Source organism: Actinocrispum sp. NPDC049592, assembly GCF_040675465.1.
Classification (GTDB): Bacteria; Actinomycetota; Actinomycetes; order Mycobacteriales; family Pseudonocardiaceae; genus Kibdelosporangium.
The window spans coordinates 1244540-1266602 of sequence record NZ_JBFAPA010000001.1; the positions used below are offsets into that span (position 1 = coordinate 1244540).

24 protein-coding genes are annotated in these 22063 nt (G+C 68.7%); 15 read left to right on the forward strand and 9 right to left on the reverse strand.

What is annotated here, in order from left to right:
• Window positions 1-48: 48 nt before the first annotated feature.
• Window positions 49-1017, reverse strand: a complete 969-nt coding sequence (locus AB0J95_RS05940; protein WP_364752873.1) for a hypothetical protein — start codon at window positions 1015-1017, stop codon at window positions 49-51.
• Window positions 1004-1525: a SigE family RNA polymerase sigma factor gene (locus AB0J95_RS05945; protein WP_364752876.1), complete on the reverse strand. Its 522-nt coding sequence runs from the start codon at window positions 1523-1525 to the stop codon at window positions 1004-1006. The genes AB0J95_RS05940 and AB0J95_RS05945 overlap by 14 nt, the downstream gene beginning before the upstream one ends.
• A gap of 56 nt (window positions 1526-1581) precedes the next feature.
• On the opposite strand from AB0J95_RS05945, the gene AB0J95_RS05950 reads away from it, so the two are divergent.
• Entirely contained in the window at window positions 1582-2178 is a 597-nt protein-coding gene (locus AB0J95_RS05950; RefSeq protein WP_364752877.1) for a hypothetical protein, read from the forward strand.
• Here the strand turns inward: AB0J95_RS05950 and AB0J95_RS05955 are convergent, their stop codons facing one another.
• Both AB0J95_RS05955 and AB0J95_RS05960 read right to left on the reverse strand, forming a co-directional pair.
• On the reverse strand, window positions 2179-3345 hold the full coding sequence (locus AB0J95_RS05955) for a pentapeptide repeat-containing protein (RefSeq protein WP_364752879.1): 1167 nt from the start codon (window positions 3343-3345) through the stop codon (window positions 2179-2181).
• A gap of 55 nt (window positions 3346-3400) precedes the next feature.
• Window positions 3401-4252 (reverse strand): aldo/keto reductase, encoded by an 852-nt coding sequence (locus AB0J95_RS05960; protein WP_364752881.1) that lies wholly within the window; start codon window positions 4250-4252, stop codon window positions 3401-3403.
• Window positions 4253-4367: 115 nt separating this feature from the next.
• Here AB0J95_RS05960 and AB0J95_RS05965 point away from each other — a divergent pair, with 115 nt between their 5' ends.
• Window positions 4368-5237 carry a LysR family transcriptional regulator gene (locus AB0J95_RS05965; RefSeq protein ID WP_364752883.1) on the forward strand — a complete coding sequence of 290 codons (870 nt, stop codon included), beginning with the start codon at window positions 4368-4370 and terminating at the stop codon, window positions 5235-5237.
• Here the strand turns inward: AB0J95_RS05965 and AB0J95_RS05970 are convergent.
• Window positions 5223-6074 (reverse strand): lysozyme, encoded by an 852-nt coding sequence (locus tag AB0J95_RS05970; RefSeq protein ID WP_364752885.1) that lies wholly within the window; start codon window positions 6072-6074, stop codon window positions 5223-5225. The genes AB0J95_RS05965 and AB0J95_RS05970 overlap by 15 nt on opposite strands.
• 230 nt (window positions 6075-6304) lie before the next feature.
• Here AB0J95_RS05970 and AB0J95_RS05975 point away from each other — a divergent pair, with 230 nt between their 5' ends.
• Window positions 6305-8455 (forward strand): EAL domain-containing protein, encoded by a 2151-nt coding sequence (locus AB0J95_RS05975; RefSeq protein ID WP_364752888.1) that lies wholly within the window; start codon window positions 6305-6307, stop codon window positions 8453-8455.
• Here the strand turns inward: AB0J95_RS05975 and AB0J95_RS05980 are convergent.
• Window positions 8418-8963 (reverse strand): type VII secretion system-associated protein, encoded by a 546-nt coding sequence (locus tag AB0J95_RS05980; protein ID WP_364752891.1) that lies wholly within the window; start codon window positions 8961-8963, stop codon window positions 8418-8420. The two genes, AB0J95_RS05975 and AB0J95_RS05980, sit on opposite strands and share 38 nt — an antisense overlap.
• A gap of 178 nt (window positions 8964-9141) precedes the next feature.
• Here AB0J95_RS05980 and AB0J95_RS05985 point away from each other — a divergent pair, with 178 nt between their 5' ends.
• From AB0J95_RS05985 to arfB, 10 genes are all read left to right on the forward strand, one after another.
• Entirely contained in the window at window positions 9142-9750 is a 609-nt protein-coding gene (locus AB0J95_RS05985) for a DUF3558 family protein (protein WP_364752894.1), read from the forward strand.
• 123 nt (window positions 9751-9873) lie between these two features.
• Window positions 9874-10254 carry a hypothetical protein gene (locus AB0J95_RS05990; protein WP_364752896.1) on the forward strand — a complete coding sequence of 127 codons (381 nt, stop codon included), beginning with the start codon at window positions 9874-9876 and terminating at the stop codon, window positions 10252-10254.
• A 33-nt stretch (window positions 10255-10287) separates the two neighbouring features.
• Window positions 10288-11601: a PPE domain-containing protein gene (locus tag AB0J95_RS05995; RefSeq protein ID WP_364752898.1), complete on the forward strand. Its 1314-nt coding sequence runs from the start codon at window positions 10288-10290 to the stop codon at window positions 11599-11601.
• A gap of 17 nt (window positions 11602-11618) precedes the next feature.
• On the forward strand, window positions 11619-12410 hold the full coding sequence (locus AB0J95_RS06000; RefSeq protein WP_364752900.1) for an ESX secretion-associated protein EspG: 792 nt from the start codon (window positions 11619-11621) through the stop codon (window positions 12408-12410).
• Window positions 12410-12787 carry a sterol carrier family protein gene (locus AB0J95_RS06005; protein WP_364752901.1) on the forward strand — a complete coding sequence of 126 codons (378 nt, stop codon included), beginning with the start codon at window positions 12410-12412 and terminating at the stop codon, window positions 12785-12787. Before AB0J95_RS06000 ends, AB0J95_RS06005 begins: the two co-directional genes overlap by 1 nt.
• A gap of 108 nt (window positions 12788-12895) precedes the next feature.
• On the forward strand, window positions 12896-14413 hold the full coding sequence (purF, locus tag AB0J95_RS06010) for an amidophosphoribosyltransferase (protein ID WP_364753519.1): 1518 nt from the start codon (window positions 12896-12898) through the stop codon (window positions 14411-14413).
• A gap of 21 nt (window positions 14414-14434) precedes the next feature.
• On the forward strand, window positions 14435-15487 hold the full coding sequence (gene purM, locus AB0J95_RS06015) for a phosphoribosylformylglycinamidine cyclo-ligase (protein ID WP_364752904.1): 1053 nt from the start codon (window positions 14435-14437) through the stop codon (window positions 15485-15487).
• 38 nt (window positions 15488-15525) lie between these two features.
• Complete coding sequence (locus tag AB0J95_RS06020) at window positions 15526-16014, forward strand: SigE family RNA polymerase sigma factor (protein ID WP_364752906.1); 489 nt, start codon at window positions 15526-15528, stop codon at window positions 16012-16014.
• The gene (locus tag AB0J95_RS06025; protein WP_364752908.1) at window positions 16011-16313 is read left to right on the forward strand and encodes a hypothetical protein; all 303 of its coding nucleotides are present in this window, start codon (window positions 16011-16013) and stop codon (window positions 16311-16313) included. The genes AB0J95_RS06020 and AB0J95_RS06025 overlap by 4 nt, the downstream gene beginning before the upstream one ends.
• 41 nt (window positions 16314-16354) lie before the next feature.
• A complete protein-coding gene (gene arfB, locus AB0J95_RS06030; RefSeq protein WP_364752910.1) occupies window positions 16355-16780 on the forward strand; it encodes an alternative ribosome rescue aminoacyl-tRNA hydrolase ArfB in 426 nt (141 codons plus the stop codon).
• 25 nt (window positions 16781-16805) lie between these two features.
• Here the strand turns inward: arfB and AB0J95_RS06035 are convergent, their stop codons facing one another.
• Window positions 16806-17861 (reverse strand): pyridoxal-phosphate dependent enzyme, encoded by a 1056-nt coding sequence (locus tag AB0J95_RS06035; protein WP_364752912.1) that lies wholly within the window; start codon window positions 17859-17861, stop codon window positions 16806-16808.
• Window positions 17862-17907: 46 nt separating this feature from the next.
• Here AB0J95_RS06035 and AB0J95_RS06040 point away from each other — a divergent pair, with 46 nt between their 5' ends.
• Together AB0J95_RS06040 and AB0J95_RS06045 are read left to right on the forward strand one after the other, a co-directional pair.
• On the forward strand, window positions 17908-18549 hold the full coding sequence (locus tag AB0J95_RS06040; protein ID WP_364752914.1) for a GntR family transcriptional regulator: 642 nt from the start codon (window positions 17908-17910) through the stop codon (window positions 18547-18549).
• A 53-nt stretch (window positions 18550-18602) separates the two neighbouring features.
• On the forward strand, window positions 18603-19481 hold the full coding sequence (locus AB0J95_RS06045; RefSeq protein ID WP_364752916.1) for a virginiamycin B lyase: 879 nt from the start codon (window positions 18603-18605) through the stop codon (window positions 19479-19481).
• A gap of 32 nt (window positions 19482-19513) precedes the next feature.
• Here AB0J95_RS06045 and AB0J95_RS06050 read toward each other — a convergent pair whose 3' ends face one another.
• Entirely contained in the window at window positions 19514-21004 is a 1491-nt protein-coding gene (locus tag AB0J95_RS06050) for a CoA-acylating methylmalonate-semialdehyde dehydrogenase (RefSeq protein WP_364752917.1), read from the reverse strand.
• Window positions 21005-21009: 5 nt separating this feature from the next.
• Window positions 21010-22002 carry a LacI family DNA-binding transcriptional regulator gene (locus tag AB0J95_RS06055; RefSeq protein WP_364752919.1) on the reverse strand — a complete coding sequence of 331 codons (993 nt, stop codon included), beginning with the start codon at window positions 22000-22002 and terminating at the stop codon, window positions 21010-21012.
• Window positions 22003-22063 lie beyond the last annotated feature (61 nt).

Here is a 22063-nt window from a genome sequence, read left to right on the forward strand (position 1 = left end):
TTTTTCCATGGCGAAAGGCGCCGTCCCATCGTGGGCGGCGCCTTTCGCTCACTTGATCTGCTTGAAGTCGGCTGGTGGGGTCAGGGTGAGTTTGGCCAGGTTCTCTTCTGTTCTGGGCAGCCAGGCGTAGGTGATCGCCTCACCGCCCGACTCCGGGAACTCCTGGTCGCCCTGGCCGCCGTGGTTCTTGATCGCGGATTCCTTGACCGGCAGGTAAGTGGTGGCGTCCACCCACAGCTCGATCTTGTACTCCCGCTTGGGGCCGATGAGCCGCAGGTGGTGGGTGTCGATGGTGCCGACCTTCTCCTGACCGACCAGTTCCAGCTTGCCGTCGGCCACCGCTTTGCGCAGGCCTTCCGGGTCGGTGGGATCGGGAATCTCGAAGTTCGGTTTGGGCTCACTCATGTGGTGGGTGGACCACCACTTGTTCTCCCAGTCGATGGTGGTGATCTCCTGGTTCTCCCACGGGCCTTTGACGGCGTTCGACTGTTGCCTGCGCATCGGGCCCAATTCGACCTTGGGTGGCCCGGCGGGGAGGCTGACACTCCCGTCGGCATTCCGTTTGCCCATCGGGGGCGAGGGCGGGAGCTGGGTGTAGCCGTCGTTGCGGTACCGCAAGGTCGCCTTGTCGGTCCACGTCTCGTAGTAACCGGTGTTGTAGGTGTCCTTCGAGTAGATGACGTACTGCGAGGCCTGACCGAGCGCCTTCACGGTCTCGGCCTGGATGTAGGCCACGTTGTGGATCTGCGGTGCGGCGCTGCTGGTGCTCGTGTTGGGCGCCGCGCTGGTCGCCGGGGGTGCGGCGATGGGCTGGGTGGGCGTGCTTTGGCTGGACACGACCACTGCGATGACCGCAGCCGCCGCGACCGGTGTGGCGATGGCGCTGGTGATGGCCCAGGTGCGCTTGACCTGGCGGCGGCGCAGCCTGCGGACCAGGTCCGGGCTCGCGTGGACATCCTCGATCTCGTGCCGCAGCCGGTCGCCGATCCGGCGGCCGTACTGCTCATCGGTGAGCACGGGGTACCTCCTCCATGGAGTCGTGGCCGGCCAGCAGCTCACGCAGCCGGGCCAGCGCCCGGGAGGTGTGCGACTTGACCGTTCCGGGGGTGAAGCCGAGCAGCTCAGCGGTCTGCTCGACCGTCATGTCCTCGTAGAACCGCAGCACGATGACCTGCCGCTGCCGGATCGGCAGCCTGGCCAGGGCGTGCAGCATCACGCGCCGCTCGGCGATCTGCTCGTACCCCGCGTCCACCGCGTGGATGGCGTCCACGTCCGGTGGCATCGGGGCCTCCTTGGGGCGCCGGAACAAGGTTCTGATCCGGTCGCGCGACAGGTTCAGCAGAACCGCGCGTGCGTACGCCGCCGGCGAGTCACGCGCCCGCGACCAGTGCCGGGCGGTGCGTAACAACGCCGTCTGCAACAGGTCCTCGGCATGCCCCCGGTCACCTGTCAGCAGGTACGCGGTGCGCAGCAATGCCGTGGAGCTGTTCTCGACGAACGTCTCGAAGCTGGGATCTACCCGCATGCCCCTCAGAACGTCCCCGTGCGGAATCGGGTTGTCATGAGCCCTAGTCTGACCTTGTGCTGGCTGACGAGGGGGTTCGGATCGGGGCCGAGGCCGCCAGGCGGGCCGGTGGACCTGCCGCGCCTGGGCTGACCGACGCTGAGTTCGACCGGATCGAGAACGAGTTCGGCTTCGAGTTCGCCGACGACCACCGGGCGTTCCTGGCCGAGAAACTGCCGTTGAACGTGCCGGTCATCCCGCAGCCTGGCGTGACCCACACCTGGTCGAAGCCGTGGCCGGACTGGCGCGACGAAGACCGGGACGCGCTGCGCGAACGACTGGCCCGGCCGGTCGGGGGCGTGCTGTTCGATGTCGAGCACAACAAGATGTGGCACAAAAGCTGGGGCGAGCGTCCGGCGGAGCCGGCCGAGGCGATCGAGGTCGCCCGCGAGCACCTGGCCACGGTCCCGCAGCTCGTTCCCGTGTACGGGCACAGGTATCTGCCCGCCGGGCGCGGGACGTACGGACATCCCGTGCTGTCGGTGGTGCAGACCGACATCATCTACTACGGCACCGACCTCGCGGACTACATCCACCGCGAGGTCATGGGCTGGTACATCGACCCGGACTGGGAGCCCAGCTGGAAAGCCGAGTTCTGGGGCGACCTTTTCTGATCAGACCCGGACGAGGCCGGTGCCGTCCTCGTTGCGGTCCACGATCCAGCCCTCAGGCAGCTCGTTCTTCATCTCCAGCGACACGACCATGCCGTAGGTGTCCGCGGTCGACGTGCTGGCGGAGGTCATGTCCAGTCCGCCGTTGAACTTGCTGTGGTTGAGGTCGATCGGCTGGGCGAACCGGCTGCCGCGCAGCACCACCTTGCCGTCGAACTTGGCCTGGGCGAGCTTGGCGATACCGTCGAAAGTGGACTGTTTGAAGTCCACCAGCTGGTCGGCCTCGAAGTTGGAGAACCAGGCCCGCTTGTGGAACTTCGTGCCCTGGGCGATGAACTTGCCCCAGCTGTGCGCGGAGGTGAACCAGGCGTCGCCGAAGATCTCCATGCCGCGGAAGGCGTTGGCCTCGTACAGGTTCACCGAACGCGCGGTGAGCTGGCCGACCACGCGCTCGGACAGGTCGAAGTACTCCAGGGTCGCGCCGGTCAGGTCGAGGTCGTAGGTGGGGCCGCGGCCGTTGCCGATCTGCGGCAGCAGATCCCCGATCAGGCGCTGGGCGGTCAGCCGCACCTGGCGCTCCCGGTCGGCGTCCGGGGCGACCACGAAGTCCTTGTCGCCGCGCAACTTCGCGTAGTGCTCGTGGTCGAACGGCCGGCGAAGGTACGCGCACAGCACGTCGAGCACGGTCTGGGTGTAGTCGGTCCGGGCGCGGGCCAGGCCGGCGAGGGAGTGCATCGCACCCACGCGGACCTGGTCGGCGTCGCTGCCCAGCAGCTCGACCGCGCGGGCGAACCGCTCGTCGGTGGACCGCTCGCGCTCGTGCTGGACCCGCTGGGACTCCAGGTGATGACGGGCCTGCTCCAGGCTGTGCCGCTGGCCCTCGAGGTCGTGGCGGCGACGCTCCACTTCGTACCGTTCCTCGTCGGCCTGGCGGCGGCGGTCGCTGAGCCACAACGCGTACAGCACGACCAGGGAGCTGGCGGCCAGGCCGCCGGTCTTCAGCGCGTCGCTGAGCGTCGACCCGCCGTCGAGCAGGACCCAGCCGGTCACGGTCAGCAGAACGCCGAGCGCACCGATGAGGGTGCCGGTCAGCGCACGACCTTGCTGGGTGAACGCCACACCGGCACCGAACAACAAGAGGATGCCGACAATCACCAGCGCGAGATGCATCCGCACATTCTGGTGGCATCCGGCCCTGCCGCATAGGGCCGGATGCCGTAGAAAGTCAAGCGGTGTCCAATTTCTTGACCTCGTCAGGTGACAGGACCAACTCGGCCGCTGCCGCAGAGTCACGGATGCTCTCCGGACGCGACGACCCCGGGATCGGGATGACCACGTCCGCCTTCGCGAGCATCCACGCCAGGCAGGCGCGCTGCGGGCTGACCCCATGCGCCGCACCGACTTCGTCGAACACGCCGCCGCCGAGCCGGCCTGCCTTGCCGATGCCGCCCAGCGGGCTCCACGGCAGGAACGCGATGCCCAGCTCCGCGCACAGCTCCAGCTCCGGCTCGGAGGACCGGAACACCGGCGAGAACTGGTTCTGCACCGCCGCCAGCCGGCCGCCGAGGATCTCGTTGGCGGTCCGGATCTGCGCCGGGTTGAAGTTCGACACGCCCGCGTACCGGATCTTGCCCGCGTCCAGCAGGTCCCGGACGGCCTCGACGGACTCCTCGATCGGCGTACGCGGGTCCGGCCGGTGGAACTGGTACAGCCCGATGGCCTCGACCCCGAGGCGCCGCAGCGAGGCCTCACAGGCCTGTTTGATGTACTCGGCCGTGCCGTTGAGGCCCCAGCCGCCGTCGGCCAGGCGGGTGTGCCCGCCCTTGGTGGCCACGAGGATCTCGTCGCCGGCGCCGTAGCTCTTCAGCGCGCCAGCGATCAGCTCCTCGTTGTGCCCGAAGTCCTTGTCGCTCAGGCTGTAGGCGTCGGCGGTGTCGATGAGCGTGATCCCCGCGTCCAGGGCCGCGTGGATCGTGGCGACCGCGCGCTGCTCGTCCGGCCGCCCGTCAACGGACAGCGGCATGCCGCCGAGCCCGATCGCGCTGACCTCTGTCTCGCCGATCCGACGAGTCCGCATCTGCGTCTCCCTCTCGATGGTGGTGACGGCCTCCAGCCTGCGCCGAGTGCATTATTCTGTCCAACAGAAGAAACTGATCCCGTTGAGCACTGCTGGTTATCAATAGGGGCTGTCAATGGAACTGCGCCAGCTCGAGTACTTCGTGGCCGTCGCCGAGGAATGCCACTTCACCAGGGCGGCCAAACGCATGCACGTCGCCCAGTCGGGGCTCTCGGCGTCGATCCGGTCACTCGAACGGGAGCTGGGCGCGTCACTCTTCGTCCGCAGCACCCGCCAGGTCGAGCTGACCCCGGCCGGGCGCGCGCTGCTCGTCGAGGCCCGGCGGGCGTTGAGCGCGACCGACGCGGCCCGTGACGCGGTGGCGGCCGTGCAGGGCCTGGTCCGGGGCAGTGTCGCGATCGGGTCGCTGCAGTGCCTGCATGTGGTGCACCTGCCCGCGGTGCTCGCGCGCTTCCACTCGGCCCACCCGGGCGTCGAGATCCGGCTGCGGCATGGTGGTTCGAACGAGCTCACCGACGAGGTCCGCTCCGGGCGCCTGGACATCGCGTTCGTGTCCCTGCCGGTGCGCGCGGACGACCTCAAGGTCAGCCCGCTCGCGGGTGAACCCCTTGTGCTGGCCTGTGGACTGGATCATGAACTGGCTCAACGCGACGAGGTCGACCTGAACGAGCTCGACGGCGAACCGTTCGTGGACTTCTCCCGGGACTGGGGCTCGCGGGACGTCGTCGACTCTGTGGTGGGCGACCGGCGGATCGCGTTCGAGGTCAACGACGTGCACTCGTTGCTCGACCTTGTCGCGTTTGGACTCGGCGTCGCCCTTGTGCCGCAGTCGTTCTCGGTGAAGACCGACAAGGTCCGGTTCGTGGGGCTGAGCAAGCCGAAGCACTGGGAGACCGGTGTGGTGACGGCAGAAGCGCCTAGTGCCGCGGCGACCGCGCTGCTCAACGCGATCGCCGCAGCTCGAAGCGGCTCAGCCGTTGGCTAGTGCTACCAGCCGATCCTGGGCGCCGTTGAAGACGTCCTGGTCGATCGGGCTGGAGCTGTACTGCCAGAACGTGTAGAAGCCCCAGGCGTACGGCAGTGTGCCGACGGTGGACGCGTACCTGGCCACCCACAACGGGTTGGTGGACGTGAAGTCACCGCCGTTGCCGGTGCACTGCGACCACCAGCTGGTGCTCGTGTAGATCACCGGCCACCGCCCGGTCCGGGAGTGGTAGGTGTTGCTGAAATTCAGGATCCACTTGACCATGGTGCCCGGGGCGAGGTCATAACATGTTGACCCGTAAGGGTTGTACTCCATGTCCAGTGCCCCGGGCAGGGTCTTGCCGTCCCGTGACCAGCCGCCGCCGTGGTTGACGAAGTAGTTCGCCTGGTCGATGGCGGTCTGCATGTTCGCGCTCGGGATGGCGAAGTGGTAAGCCCCGCGGATCATGCCTACGTTGTAGGAACCGTTGTACTGCTGGGCGAAATAGGGGTTGGTGTAGTTGGTGTTCTCGGTCGCTTTGACGTAGGCGAACCGTTTGCCCGCGTTCCACTGCGCCGCCCAGTCGACATTCCCCTGCCAGCCGCTGACGTCGATGCCGTAGACGGCGGCCTGGATGGAGATGTCGTCGGGGTGCACGAGGGTCATCGGGGTGCCCTCGTGCTTGGCTATCTGCGAGCCCATCGGGTGGTCGTTCTCGTAGATCATCTTGTCGATCGGGTTCACCTGGTCGGCCGGCATGGCTGTGGCTGGTAACGCGCCCAGGGCCATGACGGCGGCGGACACCGCGGCGACTGCGGTCAGCAGGCGGCGGCCCCGTCGGATTGCAGGGATCTTCATGGGGTGCCCTTTCTTGCCCTCACGGAGCGGTGGCCACCGTGTGAAGGTAACCACCGGGAGGGATTGTGAGCCTGAAACTATCCATTTGTCACGCCTTGGTGTGAAATAATCACGAACAGTGGGTGCCCTGGTAGTTGCGCGGCTGAGTACCTTGCTGTTCAGAACCGGTAAGGTTGCGGTCAACCGGCCCAGTTGGATCGATCCCACGAGTGGGCGAAGGGTGTTGGACGGTGGAGAGCCCGAACTTGCCCGCTGCCGAAGGGACCGGCGGGTACGAACGGTTCGCCCGGCGCTGGGCTTCGTCCGTGCGCAGCACCAGCTACGTGGCGCTGGACACCGAGGAGGTCGTCGACCGGCTGCGGGAGTTCGCCAAGATCCTGATCGACTCCTGCGCCCAGGACGCGTTCGTCGCCGAGACGGTGGAGTGGGTCGGCGTCGAGCTGGTGCGGCTCGGCTTCGCGGAGACGGAGTCGCTGGCCGCGTCCGTTCGGGTGATCGGCGAGGAGCTGCCCGCCCTGGCCGGTTGCGCCGATCGGGCGATTTCCGTGTTGCCGCGCATTCTCGCCGCTCTGGTGACCGGGTTCAACGAGGCCAACCACGAGCAGTCGCTGGACGAGCACGAGTCGGTGCGCACCGCGGCCATGGACGCCAGGCGCGGCGCGCAGGCCGCCCTGCGGGCCAGCGAGGCCCGTTTCCAGGCGGTGTTTCACGAAGCGGCGGTCGGCATCGGCATCTGCGACATGCGCGGCCACATCATCGACGCCAACCGCGCCATGTCCGAGCTGCTCGGGGTCCCGCTGACCGAGCTGCGCACGATGAACATCGAGCAGTTCTTCGAGAAGGACATGCCGGTCGAGCTGCGCGCCGAGTACGACGAGGCGCTGTCCGGCGCGCGGGACAGCTACCAGGTGGAGCGCCGGTACACCCGGCGCGACGGCGCGACCTTGCGCACCAACGTGAAGGTCTCGGTCGTGCGGGACAGCGACGGCCATCCGCAGTACCTGGTCGGGATGATCGAGGACATCACCGAACGGCACGCGCTGCAGCGCCAGCTGCGGCACGAGGCCACGCACGACCCGTTGACCGGCCTGCCGAACCGGGCGTTGTTCCAGGAGCGGCTGGCGGAGATCTTCGCCGCGGGCGAGGGCACGCGCGTCGGCCTGTGCTACCTGGATGTCGACGGGTTCAAGGTGATCAACGACAGCCTCGGCCACGATGTCGGTGACCAGCTGCTGGTCGCCGTCGGTTCACGGCTGGGTTCGCTGGTGCACGGGCCGGACCGGATGGCCGCGCGGATGGGCGGCGACGAGTTCGTCGTCCTGGTGCGCAACTGCTCGTCGATCAAGGAACTCACGCTGCTGTCGGACAAGATCCTGGCCGCGTTCCGGGAACCGGTGCGGATCGGCGGGCACGAGCTGAGCGTGTCGGCGAGCATCGGCATCGTCGAGCGCGCGGTCGAGGGCACCACGCCCGCGGACACCATGCGCGACGCGGATGTCACGCTGTACTGGGCGAAGAGCGACGGCAAGGACCAGTACGCGTGCTTCGACCCGGAGCGCAACGCCCGCGAGGTCGCGCGGTTCACGTTGTCCGCGCGGATGCCGGCGGCGCTGGAGCGTGAAGAGTTCTACGTGGACTACCAACCGATCGTGCGGTTGCCGGACGGTGAGCTGCACGGCGTCGAGGCGCTGGTCCGCTGGCGGCACCCGGAGTTCGGGCCGCTGGGGCCGGACAAGTTCATCGGGCTGGCCGAGGAGACCGGCCTGATCGTGCCGTTGGGCCGGTGGGTGCTGCGAACCGCTTGTATCCAAGCGAAACAGTGGTGGGACCGGTACGGCGACGACGCGCCCTACGTGAGCGTGAACCTCGCCGTGCGGCAGTGCCGCGATCCTGGCCTGGTCGACGACGTGCGCAAAATCCTTGCGGAGACCGGGCTTCCGGCGCACCGGGTGCAGCTGGAGCTGACCGAGTCGGCGATCATGGGCGCCACCGGTGAGCCGCTGGAGATGCTGCGCACGCTGGTGGACCTGGGACTGACCATCGCGATCGATGATTTCGGCACCGGCTATTCGAATCTCGCGTATTTGCGCGTACTTCCGGTGCGGACGTTGAAGATCGCGGGCTCGTTCCTGGAAGGCCTGCGGGATTCCGGGAATGCCAGCCTGGTGGACACCCAGATCGTGCGAACCCTGGTGTCGCTGGCGCATCTGCTGGGTCTGACGGTGACCGCGGAAGGCGTGGAGACCGTGGAGCAGGCCGAACGGCTGCGGCGGATCGGCGCGGACTGCGCGCAGGGCTGGCTGTACGCCAAGTCCGGGCCGCCCGCGGCGATCGAGAAATGGCTCAGTTCGCCAGGTGCTCAGCCGGGACGATCGCACTGATCGGGCCGATCGGGTTGACCAGCACGGGATGACCGGCGAGCAACGGCGCCAGCACCGCGCCGGTGACCTGCCGCCACCCGGGCCAGCTGTCCGGCACGTACTCCTCGGCCGTGCACACCGGCACGAAGACCCGGCCCTGCGGGTCGGGAAAACCGATGACGTCGTATTCGTGCGCGGCGCGGGCGTACAGCAGCAGCTTCGCGTCCTTGAGCGCGGGCGGCAGCTCCTCCGGCTGCCGGTGCCCCGTGCGGATCAGCTGCAGCAGCTCGTCCAGCGGGCTCGGCGGGGGCGGCATCCGCAACGCCTGCGGTGACGGACGGTAGCGCTCGTTGGGCTGGAAGTCGTCCTCGATCTCACCACCCGCGTCCACCGGATAAGCGCCGACAACCCCCCATGGCGGCACGTCTACTTCGGACTCGAACAACGGGTCGATCACGTACAGCCACGTGTTCGGGTTCGACTTCGCACTCGCCCTCATCTCGGCGGTGATGTCCGGCCGCTGTGCCATGTGGAGCATCGTAGGCGTGGGTCCGGCCCATCCCGCCACGGGCATCCGGCGGGTCTTCGCACTCCACGTCGTTTCACGGTCGCGAACAGTGACTGGACTGGTCATATACACGCAGCGTGACCGGGATCTCGGGCGTTCACCGGACGACCGCCGGTGCGGTTCGGTACCGTGCTGGGCCATGGGGAGCTTCAGGGTGGGAGCAGTGCTGGGGGCCGCGCTGCTGCTGATAACCGCCTGCTCGACCAAACAACAAGGCACCCCCACAGCCGCCGCCGACACCAACACATCCGTTCCACCCACCGGCAAAACAACCGGTTCCGCCAAGCCATCGGTGAACCGCCCGAAGACCATCGACCTGAAGACGACGGACAGCTGCAAGATCATGAATGGGATGTCCGCCGCCGAATTCGGCTGGCAGGGCAAGAAGACCATTGGCAAGCCGTCGGTCGCGTTTGCCTCGATGACCGACTGCGATGTTCTTGTCTCGGGTGAGTTCAGTGCGGGCGTCACCGCTGTCACGAATGTCGGAGTCGACGACTTCACCCGCAACGGGCAGGCGCCCGGGGTGACACCGGTGACGATCGGAGGTTTCCCGGGGTTCACCTTCCTGGCCCCGTCCGGAGCGCCCGGAATCTGTTTCGCCGGGATGGACGTCGCCGATGGGCAGATGCTCTACGTCTACTGGAACTCGGCCAAAGTGGCGGCCGAACGTCCGGCCGACAGCGAGATCTGCACGAACGCCGTGAAAGTTGCCGAAGGAGCGCTCAAAGTGGCGGTGGCGTCATGACCGCTCCGCCGGTTGGTCACACATTCACGAAACCGGGTTACGAGGTTGGGGGAACCACTCCCGAGCCTCTCGCATCAGAGCTACAGTCATCGCGAAAGCACATGTACCTCAGGGAGACGGACCGTGATTCCAGCTGACAGTGGGGGGTCGGCACCTGGCCCCGCGGCCTCGCAGACGTTGAACGTCCACCCTTCTTCCATTCCGGTCGCCCGGGATGCCTTTTACCAGGCCGCCGACGAGGTTCTGACGCTCGTCAGCGACCTCAAGAAAATGAAGACCCCGGCCTGGGCGCAGGATCCGGTGAGCAAGCAGACCGCTCAGCAGTTCGACGACGGCAGTGCCGGCGCGGCCGACATGGGGCAGGACGCGGCCATCGATCAGCTGACCGCCTACCACGCGCAGTTGACGGCGTCGGGTGACGCGCTGCACTCCGCCTACGTGAGCTATGTCGGCGTCGAGGCGGCCAACAGGTCCAAGGCGCGCGGCACCGACTTCGCGGACTGATCCACGGGAACTGGAGCTGAGGGGCATTGAACAATGACTGACACCCGCTGGAGAGGCCTCGACCACAAGGCCATCTACACGATGATCAACGACGGCCCGGGGCCGGCCGCGTCCGCGTCGCACATCCAGTTCTGGACCACGCTGTCGCAGGGCCTCGACCACATCAGCTCGACCCTGGACAGCCGGCTGGGCAAGCTGAAGGTCGACTGGGAGGGGCAGGCCGGGGACAACGCGACGACGAGCATGTCGCCGCTGAAGGACTGGGCCACGCACGCCTCGCAGGGTGCGAACGTCATGAAGGCGTCGTACGAGATGCAGGGCGACTACGTGGGGCAGGCCCGCTCCGAGGTGCCGGAGCCGGTCGAGGTCACCACGCCGAAGCCGTCCACGTGGGCGATGATCGGCGCGGGTGCGGCGGCGCTGGCGGGTAACCCGGGGCCGGCCGCGGCGGTGGCCAACCAGGCGATCGACCACGAGGCGCAGGAGCGCGCCCAGGACGAGGCCGCCCGTAAGGCCGTCCAGGCGATGGAGAAGTACGAGGACAACAGCCAGCTCAACGCCTCGACGCTGGGCCGGTTCGACCCGCCGCCGAACGTGGTCGTGAACACCCCGGGTGCGCAGGGTGGCTGGGAGACCGGTTCGGTCAACACGAGCGGGTTCCACAGCTCGAGCGCGTTCCCGGCCGGGCACACCACGCCGGCCACGCAGACGTTCACGCCGAGCCACACCACCACGAACAACACGACGTTCACCCCGTCGCACACGCCCACCCCGACCGGCGACCCGTTGCCGACGGGGCAGCACCAGGCCACCGACCCGTCGCACGTCACCCCGCCGGTGGTCGAGCCGCCGGTCAACCGCCCGCTGCCGTTCCCGCCGAACCCGCCAACGCCGACCCCGAACCCCAACCCGCTGCCGATCACCGGCGGCCCCGGCCCGTTCTTCACCGGCGGTCCCGGTGGCTCCGGCCCGAACGGCTCCGGCCCGTTCAACGAGGGCCCGGGTGGCCGCGGTGGCCAGGGCGGGCCTGGCGGTGGTGGCCGGGGCGGTCTCGGCAACCAGGGCTTCGGCCAGAACGCGGTCGACGCGGAAGGCCGTCAGCTCGGCCGCGGTGCCGGCACGAACGCCCTGTTCCAGGAGGGTGTCGGCGGCCGTGGCGGTGCCGCGGGCAACATGGCCGGTGGCCGTGGTGGCGCCGCGAACGGGCCGATGGGCGCCGGTGGCCGTGGCCAGGGCGAGGACGACGACGAGCACGAGACCCCGAGCTACCTGCTGGAAACCGAGGACGTGTTCGGCGACGACCGGATGGTCGCCCCGCCCGTGATCGGTGAGAGCTCCGAGCAGTGATCGATCTGGGAGCACCGGTGCAACCCAGGCCGATCACGGTGTCGGCGCTCGAGTTCGACGTGTTGTGGGAGCACCTTGGCCTGGCCGACGAGATGCCGCTCGCGGTCAAGGTGCCCTCACCGGGGGCCACGCACACCGAACGGCGCGGGCTCGTCGCCCAGGCGTGGGCGGAGATCGAACGGCGCGGCCTCGGCCGCCCAGTCGACCTGCACCCCGCCGTGGGTCAGGGCCTGAACGTGCTGGCCCGGCCGGACCGCGAGGTCGACGGCCGGACGTGGCTGGGCCGCAGCGTCCGCTTCCTCGCCGCCTCGCGCGGTGACGACGCGGTGCTGGCGATCCTGGCCGACGACTACGTGACCATCCACAGTGTCCCGGCCACGTCGCTGCCCAGCGTCGCGGTCGGGGTGCTGGCCCAGGTCCCGGCCGGCCCGGGGCAGTCGGTGAGCCTGCTGACCGCGGACTTCGACGCCGCGGCCAACGGCGCCGGCGGCACCCAGGTGGGTTTCGAGAACGCGCTGCGCAACCGCGGTATCCGGCAGGACGACGTCGAGACGCTGAGCACGATGATCAAGGACGTCGTGGCCACCGGGAACTTCGGCGCCGCCGCCCGGGACAAGTGGGGCAAGCGGCACCGCGCCGAGCGGGTGGTCTCGTTCTTCGACACCGAGGAGGGCCGCTACCTGCAGGTCCGCCGCCCGTCCCCGGACGGCAGTGTCTGGACGACCATCGCGCCGACCGACAACCGCAGGCTGGTTCACCACGTGGAGCAGATGTTCGGCGAGGTCGTGCAGCTGGCCGAGAGCCGGTAGTGCGCAAACCTGTTGACCCCAATGAACTGCGTGCCGCCGTGGCAGCCGTGCTGCCCTGGGTGCGTGGTGAGACCGACGAGAAGCCCGCACGGCCCGTGCTCGCCGCGGCCGTGCGGTCCTCGTTGCGCACCCTGGAACAAATAGCTCCGGGGCATAGCGTCGAGGTGCGAGTGCCTCCGTTCGCGGCGATCCAGTGCGTCGAGGGCCCGCGACACACCCGGGGCACCCCGGCGAATGTGGTCGAGATGGACCCGAGGACCTGGCTTGAGCTGGCCATCGGGCAAATGGACTGGACCACTGCGGTCGACCAGGCCAGGGTGTCCGCGTCCGGCACCAGAGCGGACATTTCCGGCCTGCTGCCGATACTGCGGTTCTGACTTCCTCACCCAAGAGTGGGGTGCGCCACAGCGGTGTGGTCCGAATGGGTGTCTGGGGCCCTTACACTGGTGATACTGCCTTCGTCCCCAGGGAGTGCTTCGGTGGTCATCGACCAGTCCGCCCCCCAAGCCGACCCCATCGACTCCGAGCCCCGCGAGGAATGCGGCGTTTTCGGTGTCTGGGCGCCCGGTGAGGAAGTCGCCAAACTGACCTACTACGGGTTGTACGCGTTGCAACACCGTGGGCAGGAGGCGGCCGGAATCTCCGTCGCCGACGGCCATCAGGTCGTGGTGTTCAAGGATCTCGGGCTGGTCAGCCAGGTCTTCGACGAGCAGGTGCTGCAGTCGTTGCGCGGCCACCTCGCTGTCGGGCACTGCCGCTACTCCACCACCGGGTCCGGTACCTGGGAGAACGCGCAGCCGACGTTCCGCACCACCGCCGCCGGATCCGGCTTGTCCCTGGGCCACAACGGCAACCTGGTGAACACCGCCGAGCTGCTGGAACGCTCGGAGGCCGCCGGGATCGCCGTGAAGAACGGCGCCACCACGGACTCCGACCTGATCTGTGGCCTGCTCGCGGCCAACGCCGCGGACAAGGGCCTGGAGCAGGCCGCGATGGAGCTGCTGCCGACCCTGCGCGGCGCGTTCTGCCTGGTCTGGTCGGACGAGTCGACCCTGTACGCGGCCCGCGACCCGCACGGCGTGCACCCGCTGGTGCTCGGCCGGCTGGAGCGCGGCTGGGTGGTCGCCAGCGAGACCGCCGCCCTGGACATCGTGGGCGCCTCGTTCGTGCGTGAGGTCGAGCCCGGCGAGCTGCTCGCCATCGACGAGGGCGGCCTGCGCTCGTCCCGGTTCGCCGTGCCGGAGCCGAAGGGCTGCGTGTTCGAGTACGTGTACCTGGCCCGCCCGGACACCACGATCTCCGGCCGCAGCGTGCACGCCACCCGCGTGGAGATCGGCCGCCGCCTGGCCAGCGAGCACCCGTGCGAGGCCGACCTGGTCATCCCGGTGCCCGAGTCCGGCACCCCGGCCGCGATCGGCTACGCCCAGGCGTCCGGCATCCCGTACGGCTCGGGCCTGGTGAAGAACGCCTACGTCGGCCGGACCTTCATCCAGCCCTCGCAGACCATCCGCCAGCTGGGCATCCGGCTCAAGCTCAACCCGCTGCGGGACGTGATCCGCGGCAAGCGCCTGGTCGTCGTGGACGACTCGATCGTGCGCGGCAACACCCAGCGCGCGCTCGTGCGGATGCTGCGCGAGGCCGGTGCGCTGGAGGTGCACGTGCGGATCGCGTCGCCGCCCGTGCGCTGGCCCTGCTTCTACGGCATCGACTTCGCCTCACGCGCCGAACTCATCGCGAACGGCCTGGACTTCGACGGCATCCGCCGGTCGATCGGCGCCGACTCGCTCGGCTACGTTTCGCTGGAATCGCTGGTAGCGGCCTCGGAGCAGCCCCGGACGAGGCTATGCATGGCGTGCTTCGACGGCCGGTACCCGATCGAGCTGCCGAACGAGGCGATGATCGGCAAGCATCTGCTTGAAGGCCTGGAAAAAGGTGTCGCGGGCGACGCCACCCCGGTGATGGTCAACGGGTACGGTGCTGAGGACGCATTGCAACGTCCTTAGTCTCACGGGGAAGATCACATAGTGACGACGCAGTCCGACGGTCCCAGGACGACGTATGTCGGTGCCGAGGCTGTGCAGAAGCTCAAGCCGTGGGCCGAGAAGGCCTCCAGGCCCGAGGTGCTGGCCGGGATCGGCGGGTTCGCCGGCCTGTTCCGGCTGAAGCTGGAGAAGTGGCGGGAGCCGGTGATCGCGGCGTCCACCGACGGCGCGGGCACCAAGATCGCCATCGCCCAGGCGATGGACATCCACGACACCATCGGCCGTGACCTGGTCGCCATGGTGGTGGACGACCTGGTGGTGTGCGGGGCGGAACCGTTGTTCCTGCAGGACTACATCGTGGTCGGCAAGATCGTCCCGGACAAGATCGCCGCCCTGGTCAAGGGCATCTCCGACGGCTGCGTGCAGGCCGGCTGCGCGTTGCTGGGCGGCGAGACCGCCGAGCACCCCGGCCTGATGGCCGACCAGGACTACGACATCTCGGCGACCAGCGTCGGCGTGGTCGAGGCGGACAAAGTGCTTGGGCCCGAACGGGTCCGGCCCGGCGACGTGGTGCTCGGCCTGGCCTCGTCCGGGTTGCACTCCAACGGCTACACGCTGGCCCGCCGGGTGCTGCTGGAGACCGCGCGGCTGCCGCTGGAGGGGCAGGTCGAGGAGTTCGGCCGGACCCTGGGTGAGGAACTGCTGGAACCGTCCCGGATCTACGCCAAGGACTGCCTCGCGCTCGCCGCGGAGGCCGACGTCCGCACGTTCGCGCACGTCACCGGCGGCGGCCTGGTGCACAACCTGCAACGCGTGATCCCACCCGGCCTGTGCGCCGTGCTCGACCGCGGCAGCTGGACCCCGGCGCCGGTGTTCGGCCTGATCGGCCGGCGCGGGCGGATCGACCGGGACGAACTGGAGCGCACGTTCAACATGGGCATCGGCATGGTGGCCGTGGTCAGCCCCGAGGACGTCGACCGCGCCCTGGCCGTCCTGACCGCCCGGCACCTCCCCGCATGGGTGATCGGCGAGGTGAACGCCGCCGACGTCGACTCGCCACGCGCGATCCTGCGCGGCGACCATCCTCGGTTCTAGCGGCAACCTTTCGCGGGGGCCGCGCCGTTGTATCTGGTGTGGGGGACCGCGACTTCGGCGAATTCGTCGACGCCAAGGCACTGGTGCTGCGTCGGACGGCGTACCTGCTGTGCGGGGACTGGCACCGGGCGGAGGACCTGGTCCAGACCGCGCTGGCCAAGATGTACGCGGTCTGGCCGCGGATCGCCAAGATCGGCGCGCTGGACGCGTACGCGCGGAAAGTCCTGGTCCGGGCGGCCATCGACGAGTCGCGGCTGGCGTCCCGGCGGCGGGAGACCGCGGTGGACGCGGTGCCGGACTGGGCCGGTGAAGACCGTGATGTCGCCGCCCACCTGGATGTCCGCGCCGCGCTCGCCGCGTTGCCGCCCAGACAACGCGCGGTGGTCGTGCTGCGCTACTGGGAGGACCTGTCCATCGAGGAGACCGCACAGCTGCTGGGATGCACCACGGGCACGGTGAAGAGCCAGGCCAACAAGGGGCTGGCCGCGTTGCGCCACCAGCTGGAACCGGCCGGGGAGGTGCGATGACCGACGATATCCGGACCCTGCTGGGGCAGGCCGTGGCCGACGAGCCGCCGCTGCGGTTCTCCCGCGAGGACGTTGTCGCCCAAGGACGTCGTATCCGGCGTCGCCGCGTTCTCACTGCTGCCGGCGGTGCGGTGGCGGGTGTGGCCGCGGTCGCTGCTGCTGTGGTGATCGTCTCGGGGTTCGCGCGGTCGCCGGCTCGGGTCGACGAACCGGCCCGTCCACAACAGACCTGCGCCACCTCGGTTTTCCAGGACAGCAGCGGCGGAAGCTTCGCCGGGACGGTGTGCGAACGGCACTAATTCCATTTCGAGTCCGGCCCGCGATGCGTCACACTTGAGGTATGGCGGAGGACTTGATGGTGACCGGTGCGCTGGTGATTCCAGCGGCCGAGTTGCGCGAACGGTTCTCCCGGTCGTCCGGGCCCGGTGGGCAGGGGGTGAACACCGCGGACAGCCGGGTGGAGCTGTCGTTCGACGTGGTCGGTTCACCGTCCATTTCGGACACACTGCGGCCCAGGCTCGTCGAGCGCCTCGGCCGCCGGCTGGTCGACGGCGTGATCACCATCGCGGCGAGCGAGAACCGTGCGCAGCTGCAGAACCGCCGCGCCGCACGGGACCGGCTCGCGGCGCTGCTCCGGGCTGCCGCCGAACCGCCGCCACCCAAGCGCCGCCCGACGAAGCCGAGCCGTGGTGTGCAGGAGCGTCGTCTCGCGGACAAGCGCCGCCGCGGCGAGACCAAGCGCACCCGCCGCGCCCCCATCGACTGACCCCTCGTGAGGGTTTCCGGTCGTTCTAACGACTGAGAACGCTCACGACCTTGTCGTAGTTGGCCGGGTCGTTGATGCCTTCGGTGTTCATCAGCACGATGGTCGCGTTTTCCGGGATGTTCAACGGGTTGCCCGCCGCGAAGTAGGCGCTGAGACCGGCCGCGGCGGCAGCCCCGCATTCCCCCGCGGTGATGTTCTGCGCGGCCAGGGTTCGCATGGCTTCGAAGGTGTCCTCGTCGGACACTCCGATGGCCGCGTCGACACCGTTGTGCAGTGTTTCCCAGGCCTGGCCGTCGACCTCGCCCGTGTTCAGACCGGCCATTGTGGACGGATGTGGTCCGGGCACGGTCACCGGATGCCCTGCTTGCAACGACTTCAGCAGGCACGCGGCCGTGTCCGGTTCGACCGTCAGAATGCGCGGGCGCGGGCCGTCCTGGCGGTAGTGCGTGACGACCGCCTTCGCGAACGTTCCCGCGCCCACCGGGACGACAACGAGGTCCGGTGCCTGGCCGAGTTGTTCGTCGAGTTCGCGCAGGATGGTCCGGTAGCCCTCGGATGCCCACACCGCCGTCATCGACTCGCCGACATCGCCTACCAGCAAGGAGTTTCCGGTCGATGCGTCGTTGACCGCAGCGTCGACGGCCGCTTGGTAGTCGCCTTCGACGATGTGCACCTCCGCCCCTTCGCCGCGGATCGCCTCGACGCGGGCTTCGGAGGTTCCGGCGGGGATGAAGATGTGCGAGGCCGCGCCCAGCAGGCGGGCGACATACGCGACCGCGCGGCCGTGGTTGCCCGCCGTGGCCGTGACCAGGGTGAGCTTCGGGTCGATGTCGAGGTCCGCGAAGCCCCCGGTGGTGCCGCCGAGCGAACGGAAGACCGCCCACGCGGCGCCGAGGATCTTGAACGACGGCATCCCAGCGCGCAGATGTTCGTCCTTCACCAGCACCCGCCGCGTGGCCACCCGTGCCTCCAGGAGCGGCGTCGGCGCGAACCCGGGCAGCGTCCGGTGGAGCTCACGCGGGTCGCCCACAGTCGGCTGGGAGCGCGCTGACCAGGTGTTTCCCTCGGTGTTGACGTACATGTCCTGCACTCTACATTCTGAATTCAGAATGAAGTACTCTGTGTTTATGGCCATCACCAGGCGCCCGCTGCGTGAGCAGATCCGCGACGAGGTGCTGGTCCGCCTGGCCAACGGCGAGTACCCGATCGGCACGCGGATCAACGAGGGCACCCTCGCGGACTCCCTGGGCGTCAGCCGGACTCCCCTCCGGGAGGCGCTGGCCGGCCTGGCCCAGGAGGGTGTCCTGGAGCTGCGCCCCAACCGCGGCTTCTGGCTGTCCCCGGTGACCGCGACCGAGATCCGCGAGACCTACCCGATCATCGGCGCCCTGGAGGTCCTGGCCCTGCAGGCCAGTGACCCCGCCAAACTCCACGCCCACGCACCCAAACTGATCAAACTCGCCGACACCATGGCGCAGGCCGACCCGGTGAGCGCGGGCGCCAAGGACGACCAGTGGCACACCGAACTGCTCAAGTTCTGCCCCAATCAACGCCTCCTGGCCCTGATCAAGGCGCAGAAGACGGTCGTCCACCGCTACGAACGAGCCTTCTTTCAGAAACCCAAGCGCATCAAACAATCCGCCGCCCAGCACCGCCGCATCGCCGAAGCCCTCCTCACCGGCGACCTCGACACAGCGGCCACCGAACTGCGCGACAACTGGGAACTGGGCATGCAAGTCCTGGCCGACCTCATGCCCGACACCCCCTGACCCACCACCCTTGGGGCGTGAGGGTGGGTGGGGGACCGCGTAGGGTCGGGGTCATGATCGAGGAGTTCCGGGTGGCCGATCCTGGTGCTGGTCCTTATGGGATCGCCGCTGGGGTGGATGGTGCGTTGTGGTTCACGATGGTGCATGCGGGACGTATCGGGCGGTTGGTGCCCGGTGGCGAGGTGCAGAGCTTCGCGTTGGAGTCGGCGCAGAACGGGCCGTCGGTGATCACCCCCGGGCCGGATGGGGCGCTGTGGTTCACCCAGCTGCGCGGTAACCGGGTCGGTCGGATCACCACTGTGGGTGACGTGCGCGAATACGAGCTGCCGAGCGCGGAGACCGGTCCCTATGGGATCGCCGCGGGGGCGGATGGGGCGCTGTGGTTCACCGAGATCAACGTGGACCGGATCGGCCGGATCACCCAGGACAACTCCATCGACGAGTACCCGCTGCCGATCGAGAAGGCGTTCCCGTCGATGATCACCGCGGGCCCGGACGACGGCCTGTGGTTCACCCTCAACCAGGCGAACGCGATCGGCCGGATCGACCTCGGCGGCGACGTGACCACGTTCCCGCTGCCGACCCCCAACGCGGGCCCGGTCGGGATCACGACCGGGGCCGATGGCGCGCTGTGGTTCGTGGAGATCCTCGCCGGGCAGGTCGGCCGGATCGCGGTGGACGGCACGATCGACGAGTTCCCGTTGCCCGACCGCGCCGCCCGTCCGCATGCGATCGTCGGCGACGAGAGCGGCGACCTCTGGTTCACCGAATGGGGCGCGAACCGCGTCGGCCGGATCACGCCCGCGGGCAAGATCGACGAGTTCGACCTGCCCAGCCCCGAGTCCGAGCCGCACGGCCTGACCGTCGGCCCGGACGGAGCCATCTGGACCGCCCTCGAAACCGGCTTCCTCGCAAGGATTCCGTTGTCGTAAGCGACGCCGGACCGCGCCGCTCACAAAGGCCCTCAGCCGTGGGTGGGGAAGCCGAGGTCGATGCCGGACTGACGGGGCCAGCGGGCGGTGACGGCCTTGGCGCGGGTGTAGAACTTCACGCCCTCGGCGCCGTGCACGTGGGTGTCGCCGAAGAGGGAGTCCTTCCAGCCGCCGAACGAGTAGTAGGCCATGGGGACGGGGATGGGGACGTTGATGCCGATCATTCCGACGTGCACGCGGCGCTGGTACTCGCGGGCGGCGAGGCCGTCGCCGGTGTAGATCGCGGTGCCGTTGCCGTAAGGGTTGGCGTTGACCAACTCCACGGCGGCGTCGAAGGTCGGCACGCGCACGACGCTGAGCACCGGCCCGAAGATCTCGTCGGTGTAGATCGACATGTCCGGCGTGACATGGTCGAAAAGCGTTGGCGCCAGCCAGAAACCCTCGGCGTGGTCCGAAGGCGCATAGCCACGGCCGTCCACGACGAGTGACGCGCCGGCAGACACTCCAGCGTCCACATAGGACTGAACGCGGTCCCGGTGCACCCCAGTGACAAGCGGGCCCATCTGGGACGAGGACTCCGTGCCCGGGCCGGTGGTCAGCTCAGCGGTCCGCGAGGCGATGGCGGAGACCAGGGAATCGGCGATGTCCCCGACGGCGACGATCACCGAGATTGCCATGCACCGCTCGCCCGCGCTGCCGTAACCCGCGGAAACTGCGGCGTCGGCGGCCACGTCGATGTCCGCGTCCGGCAACACGACCATGTGGTTCTTGGCCCCGCCCAACGCCTGAACGCGCTTGCCGTTGGCGGTTCCGCGCGAGTAAACGTGTTTGGCGATCGGCGTGGATCCGACAAAAGAAACACCAGCGACATCAGGGTGGTCAAGCAGTGCGTTCACCGCGGTGGCGTCACCTTGCACGACGTTCAACACGCCATCCGGAAGCCCGGCTTCCTTGAACAGCTCAGCCAAGCGAACCGATGCGGAGGGGTCACGCTCGGAAGGCTTGAGGACGAAGGCGTTCCCGGCCGCGATCGCCAGCGGGAACATCCACATCGGGACCATCACGGGGAAGTTGAACGGAGTGATGCCCGCGACCACGCCCAGCGGTTCACGCACCGAGTACGCGTCGACGCCACGCGAGACCTGCTCGGAGTGCTCACCCTTCAGCAGATGCGGGATGCCGCAGGCGAACTCGACGACCTCAAGTCCCCGCTGCACCTCCCCGGCCGCGTCGGAGAGGACCTTGCCGTGCTCGGCGGTGATGATGGCGGCCAGCTCGTCGCGGTGGGTGTGCAGCAAGTGCCGGTAGGCGAACATGATCCGGCTGCGAGTGGACAAGGAGGACTCGGCCCATTCGCGGGAGGCCTTGACCGCAGAGGCCACCGCGAGGTCCACATCGGACTGTTCGGCCAGCGCGACCTGCCTGGCGACCTGGCCGGTCGCGGGGTTGAACACGTCGCCGGTGCGCACCGACGCGCCCGTGGTCCGGGCGCCGTCGATCCAGTGCGGGACCAGTTCTGTCACGGAAGTCAGCTCCTTGCTTGGGTGGTCGCGCGAACCACAAGGGATGGGTGCAGCAGCTTGCGGATCGGCTCGGTGCGCTCGCCGCGGACCCGTTGCAACAGGGCCTCCCCGGCGAGCCGGCCGATCTCGTGGCGCGGCTGGTCGATGGTGGTCAGGGACACGTGCCGCAGGCCGGCCAGCGAGGTGTTGTCGTAGCCGACGACCGACATGTCCTGTGGGACATGCAGGCCGGCTTCTTCCAAGGCGGAGATCGCGCCGACGGCGTTGAAGTCGTTGGCCGCCACGAGAGCCGTGGGCAGCTGGCCGCCCTCCAACAGCTGCCGGATCGCTTTGGCACCGGCGATGTCGGTGTACTCGCTGGGAATCACCCACGGGGTCAACCCATGCCGTTGCATGGCGGCGATGTACCCGCGGCGGCGTTGCGGTGCCTGCGAGCCGACGCCGCCGTCCAGGTGGGCGATTTTCGTGTGCCCCAACGAGACCAGGTGGTCCACGGCCAGACCGGAGCCTGCCTCACCGTCGTCGTTGACAGTGTCTAAAGTGGACAAGCGAGACGAACGGGCAACAAGCACGGTCGGCGCTTGGTCCGCTGCCGTCGCTAGCGTGGTTGGCGGCACTACCGGACCTAGCAGCGCTAGCCCCGCGGGCCGGAACCCCAAAAGGCTCGACACCGCACGCTTTTCCCGCGACGGCGACCGCCCGCCGGTGTTGATGATCAGCTCGAAGCCCTCGTCCCGCGCGACCGCGTCCAGGCCGTCCACGACCTCGGCGAAGAAGGCGTTGTGCAGGTCGGACACCATCACGCCGAGCACCGTCGACGTGCGGCTGGCCAGCGACCGGGCCATCGCGTGCGGCGAGTAGCCGAGCTGCTCGGCGGCGTCCAGCACGGCCTTGCGCCGCTGCTCGCTGACTTTGGGCGACCCCCGCATGACCAGGGAGACCAGTGCGCGCGACACCCCGGCAAGGCGGGCCACGTCCTCCATGGTCGGGTGGGTCACCGGAGCCTCCGTAACAAGCACGCAACGCGGCCTTGACAGGTGAAACAGCACGCTACAGCAT

What these genes read in the sequence shown, in the direction of transcription:
- AB0J95_RS06035 (WP_364752912.1), bottom strand. Translation starts at nt 17,861, where the DNA reads ATGTACGTCAACACCGAGGGAAACACCTGGTCAGCGCGCTCCCAGCCG.
- AB0J95_RS05970 (WP_364752885.1), bottom strand. Translation starts at nt 6,074, where the DNA reads ATGAAGATCCCTGCAATCCGACGGGGCCGCCGCCTGCTGACCGCAGTC.
- AB0J95_RS05995 (WP_364752898.1), top strand. Translation starts at nt 10,288, where the DNA reads ATGACTGACACCCGCTGGAGAGGCCTCGACCACAAGGCCATCTACACG.
- AB0J95_RS05945 (WP_364752876.1), bottom strand. Translation starts at nt 1,525, where the DNA reads ATGCGGGTAGATCCCAGCTTCGAGACGTTCGTCGAGAACAGCTCCACG.
- AB0J95_RS05960 (WP_364752881.1), bottom strand. Translation starts at nt 4,252, where the DNA reads ATGCGGACTCGTCGGATCGGCGAGACAGAGGTCAGCGCGATCGGGCTC.
- AB0J95_RS06045 (WP_364752916.1), top strand. Translation starts at nt 18,603, where the DNA reads ATGATCGAGGAGTTCCGGGTGGCCGATCCTGGTGCTGGTCCTTATGGG.
- AB0J95_RS06025 (WP_364752908.1), top strand. Translation starts at nt 16,011, where the DNA reads ATGACCGACGATATCCGGACCCTGCTGGGGCAGGCCGTGGCCGACGAG.
- AB0J95_RS05980 (WP_364752891.1), bottom strand. Translation starts at nt 8,963, where the DNA reads ATGGCACAGCGGCCGGACATCACCGCCGAGATGAGGGCGAGTGCGAAG.
- AB0J95_RS05965 (WP_364752883.1), top strand. Translation starts at nt 4,368, where the DNA reads ATGGAACTGCGCCAGCTCGAGTACTTCGTGGCCGTCGCCGAGGAATGC.
- arfB (WP_364752910.1), top strand. Translation starts at nt 16,355, where the DNA reads ATGGCGGAGGACTTGATGGTGACCGGTGCGCTGGTGATTCCAGCGGCC.
- AB0J95_RS05955 (WP_364752879.1), bottom strand. Translation starts at nt 3,345, where the DNA reads ATGCATCTCGCGCTGGTGATTGTCGGCATCCTCTTGTTGTTCGGTGCC.
- AB0J95_RS06040 (WP_364752914.1), top strand. Translation starts at nt 17,908, where the DNA reads ATGGCCATCACCAGGCGCCCGCTGCGTGAGCAGATCCGCGACGAGGTG.
- AB0J95_RS05985 (WP_364752894.1), top strand. Translation starts at nt 9,142, where the DNA reads ATGGGGAGCTTCAGGGTGGGAGCAGTGCTGGGGGCCGCGCTGCTGCTG.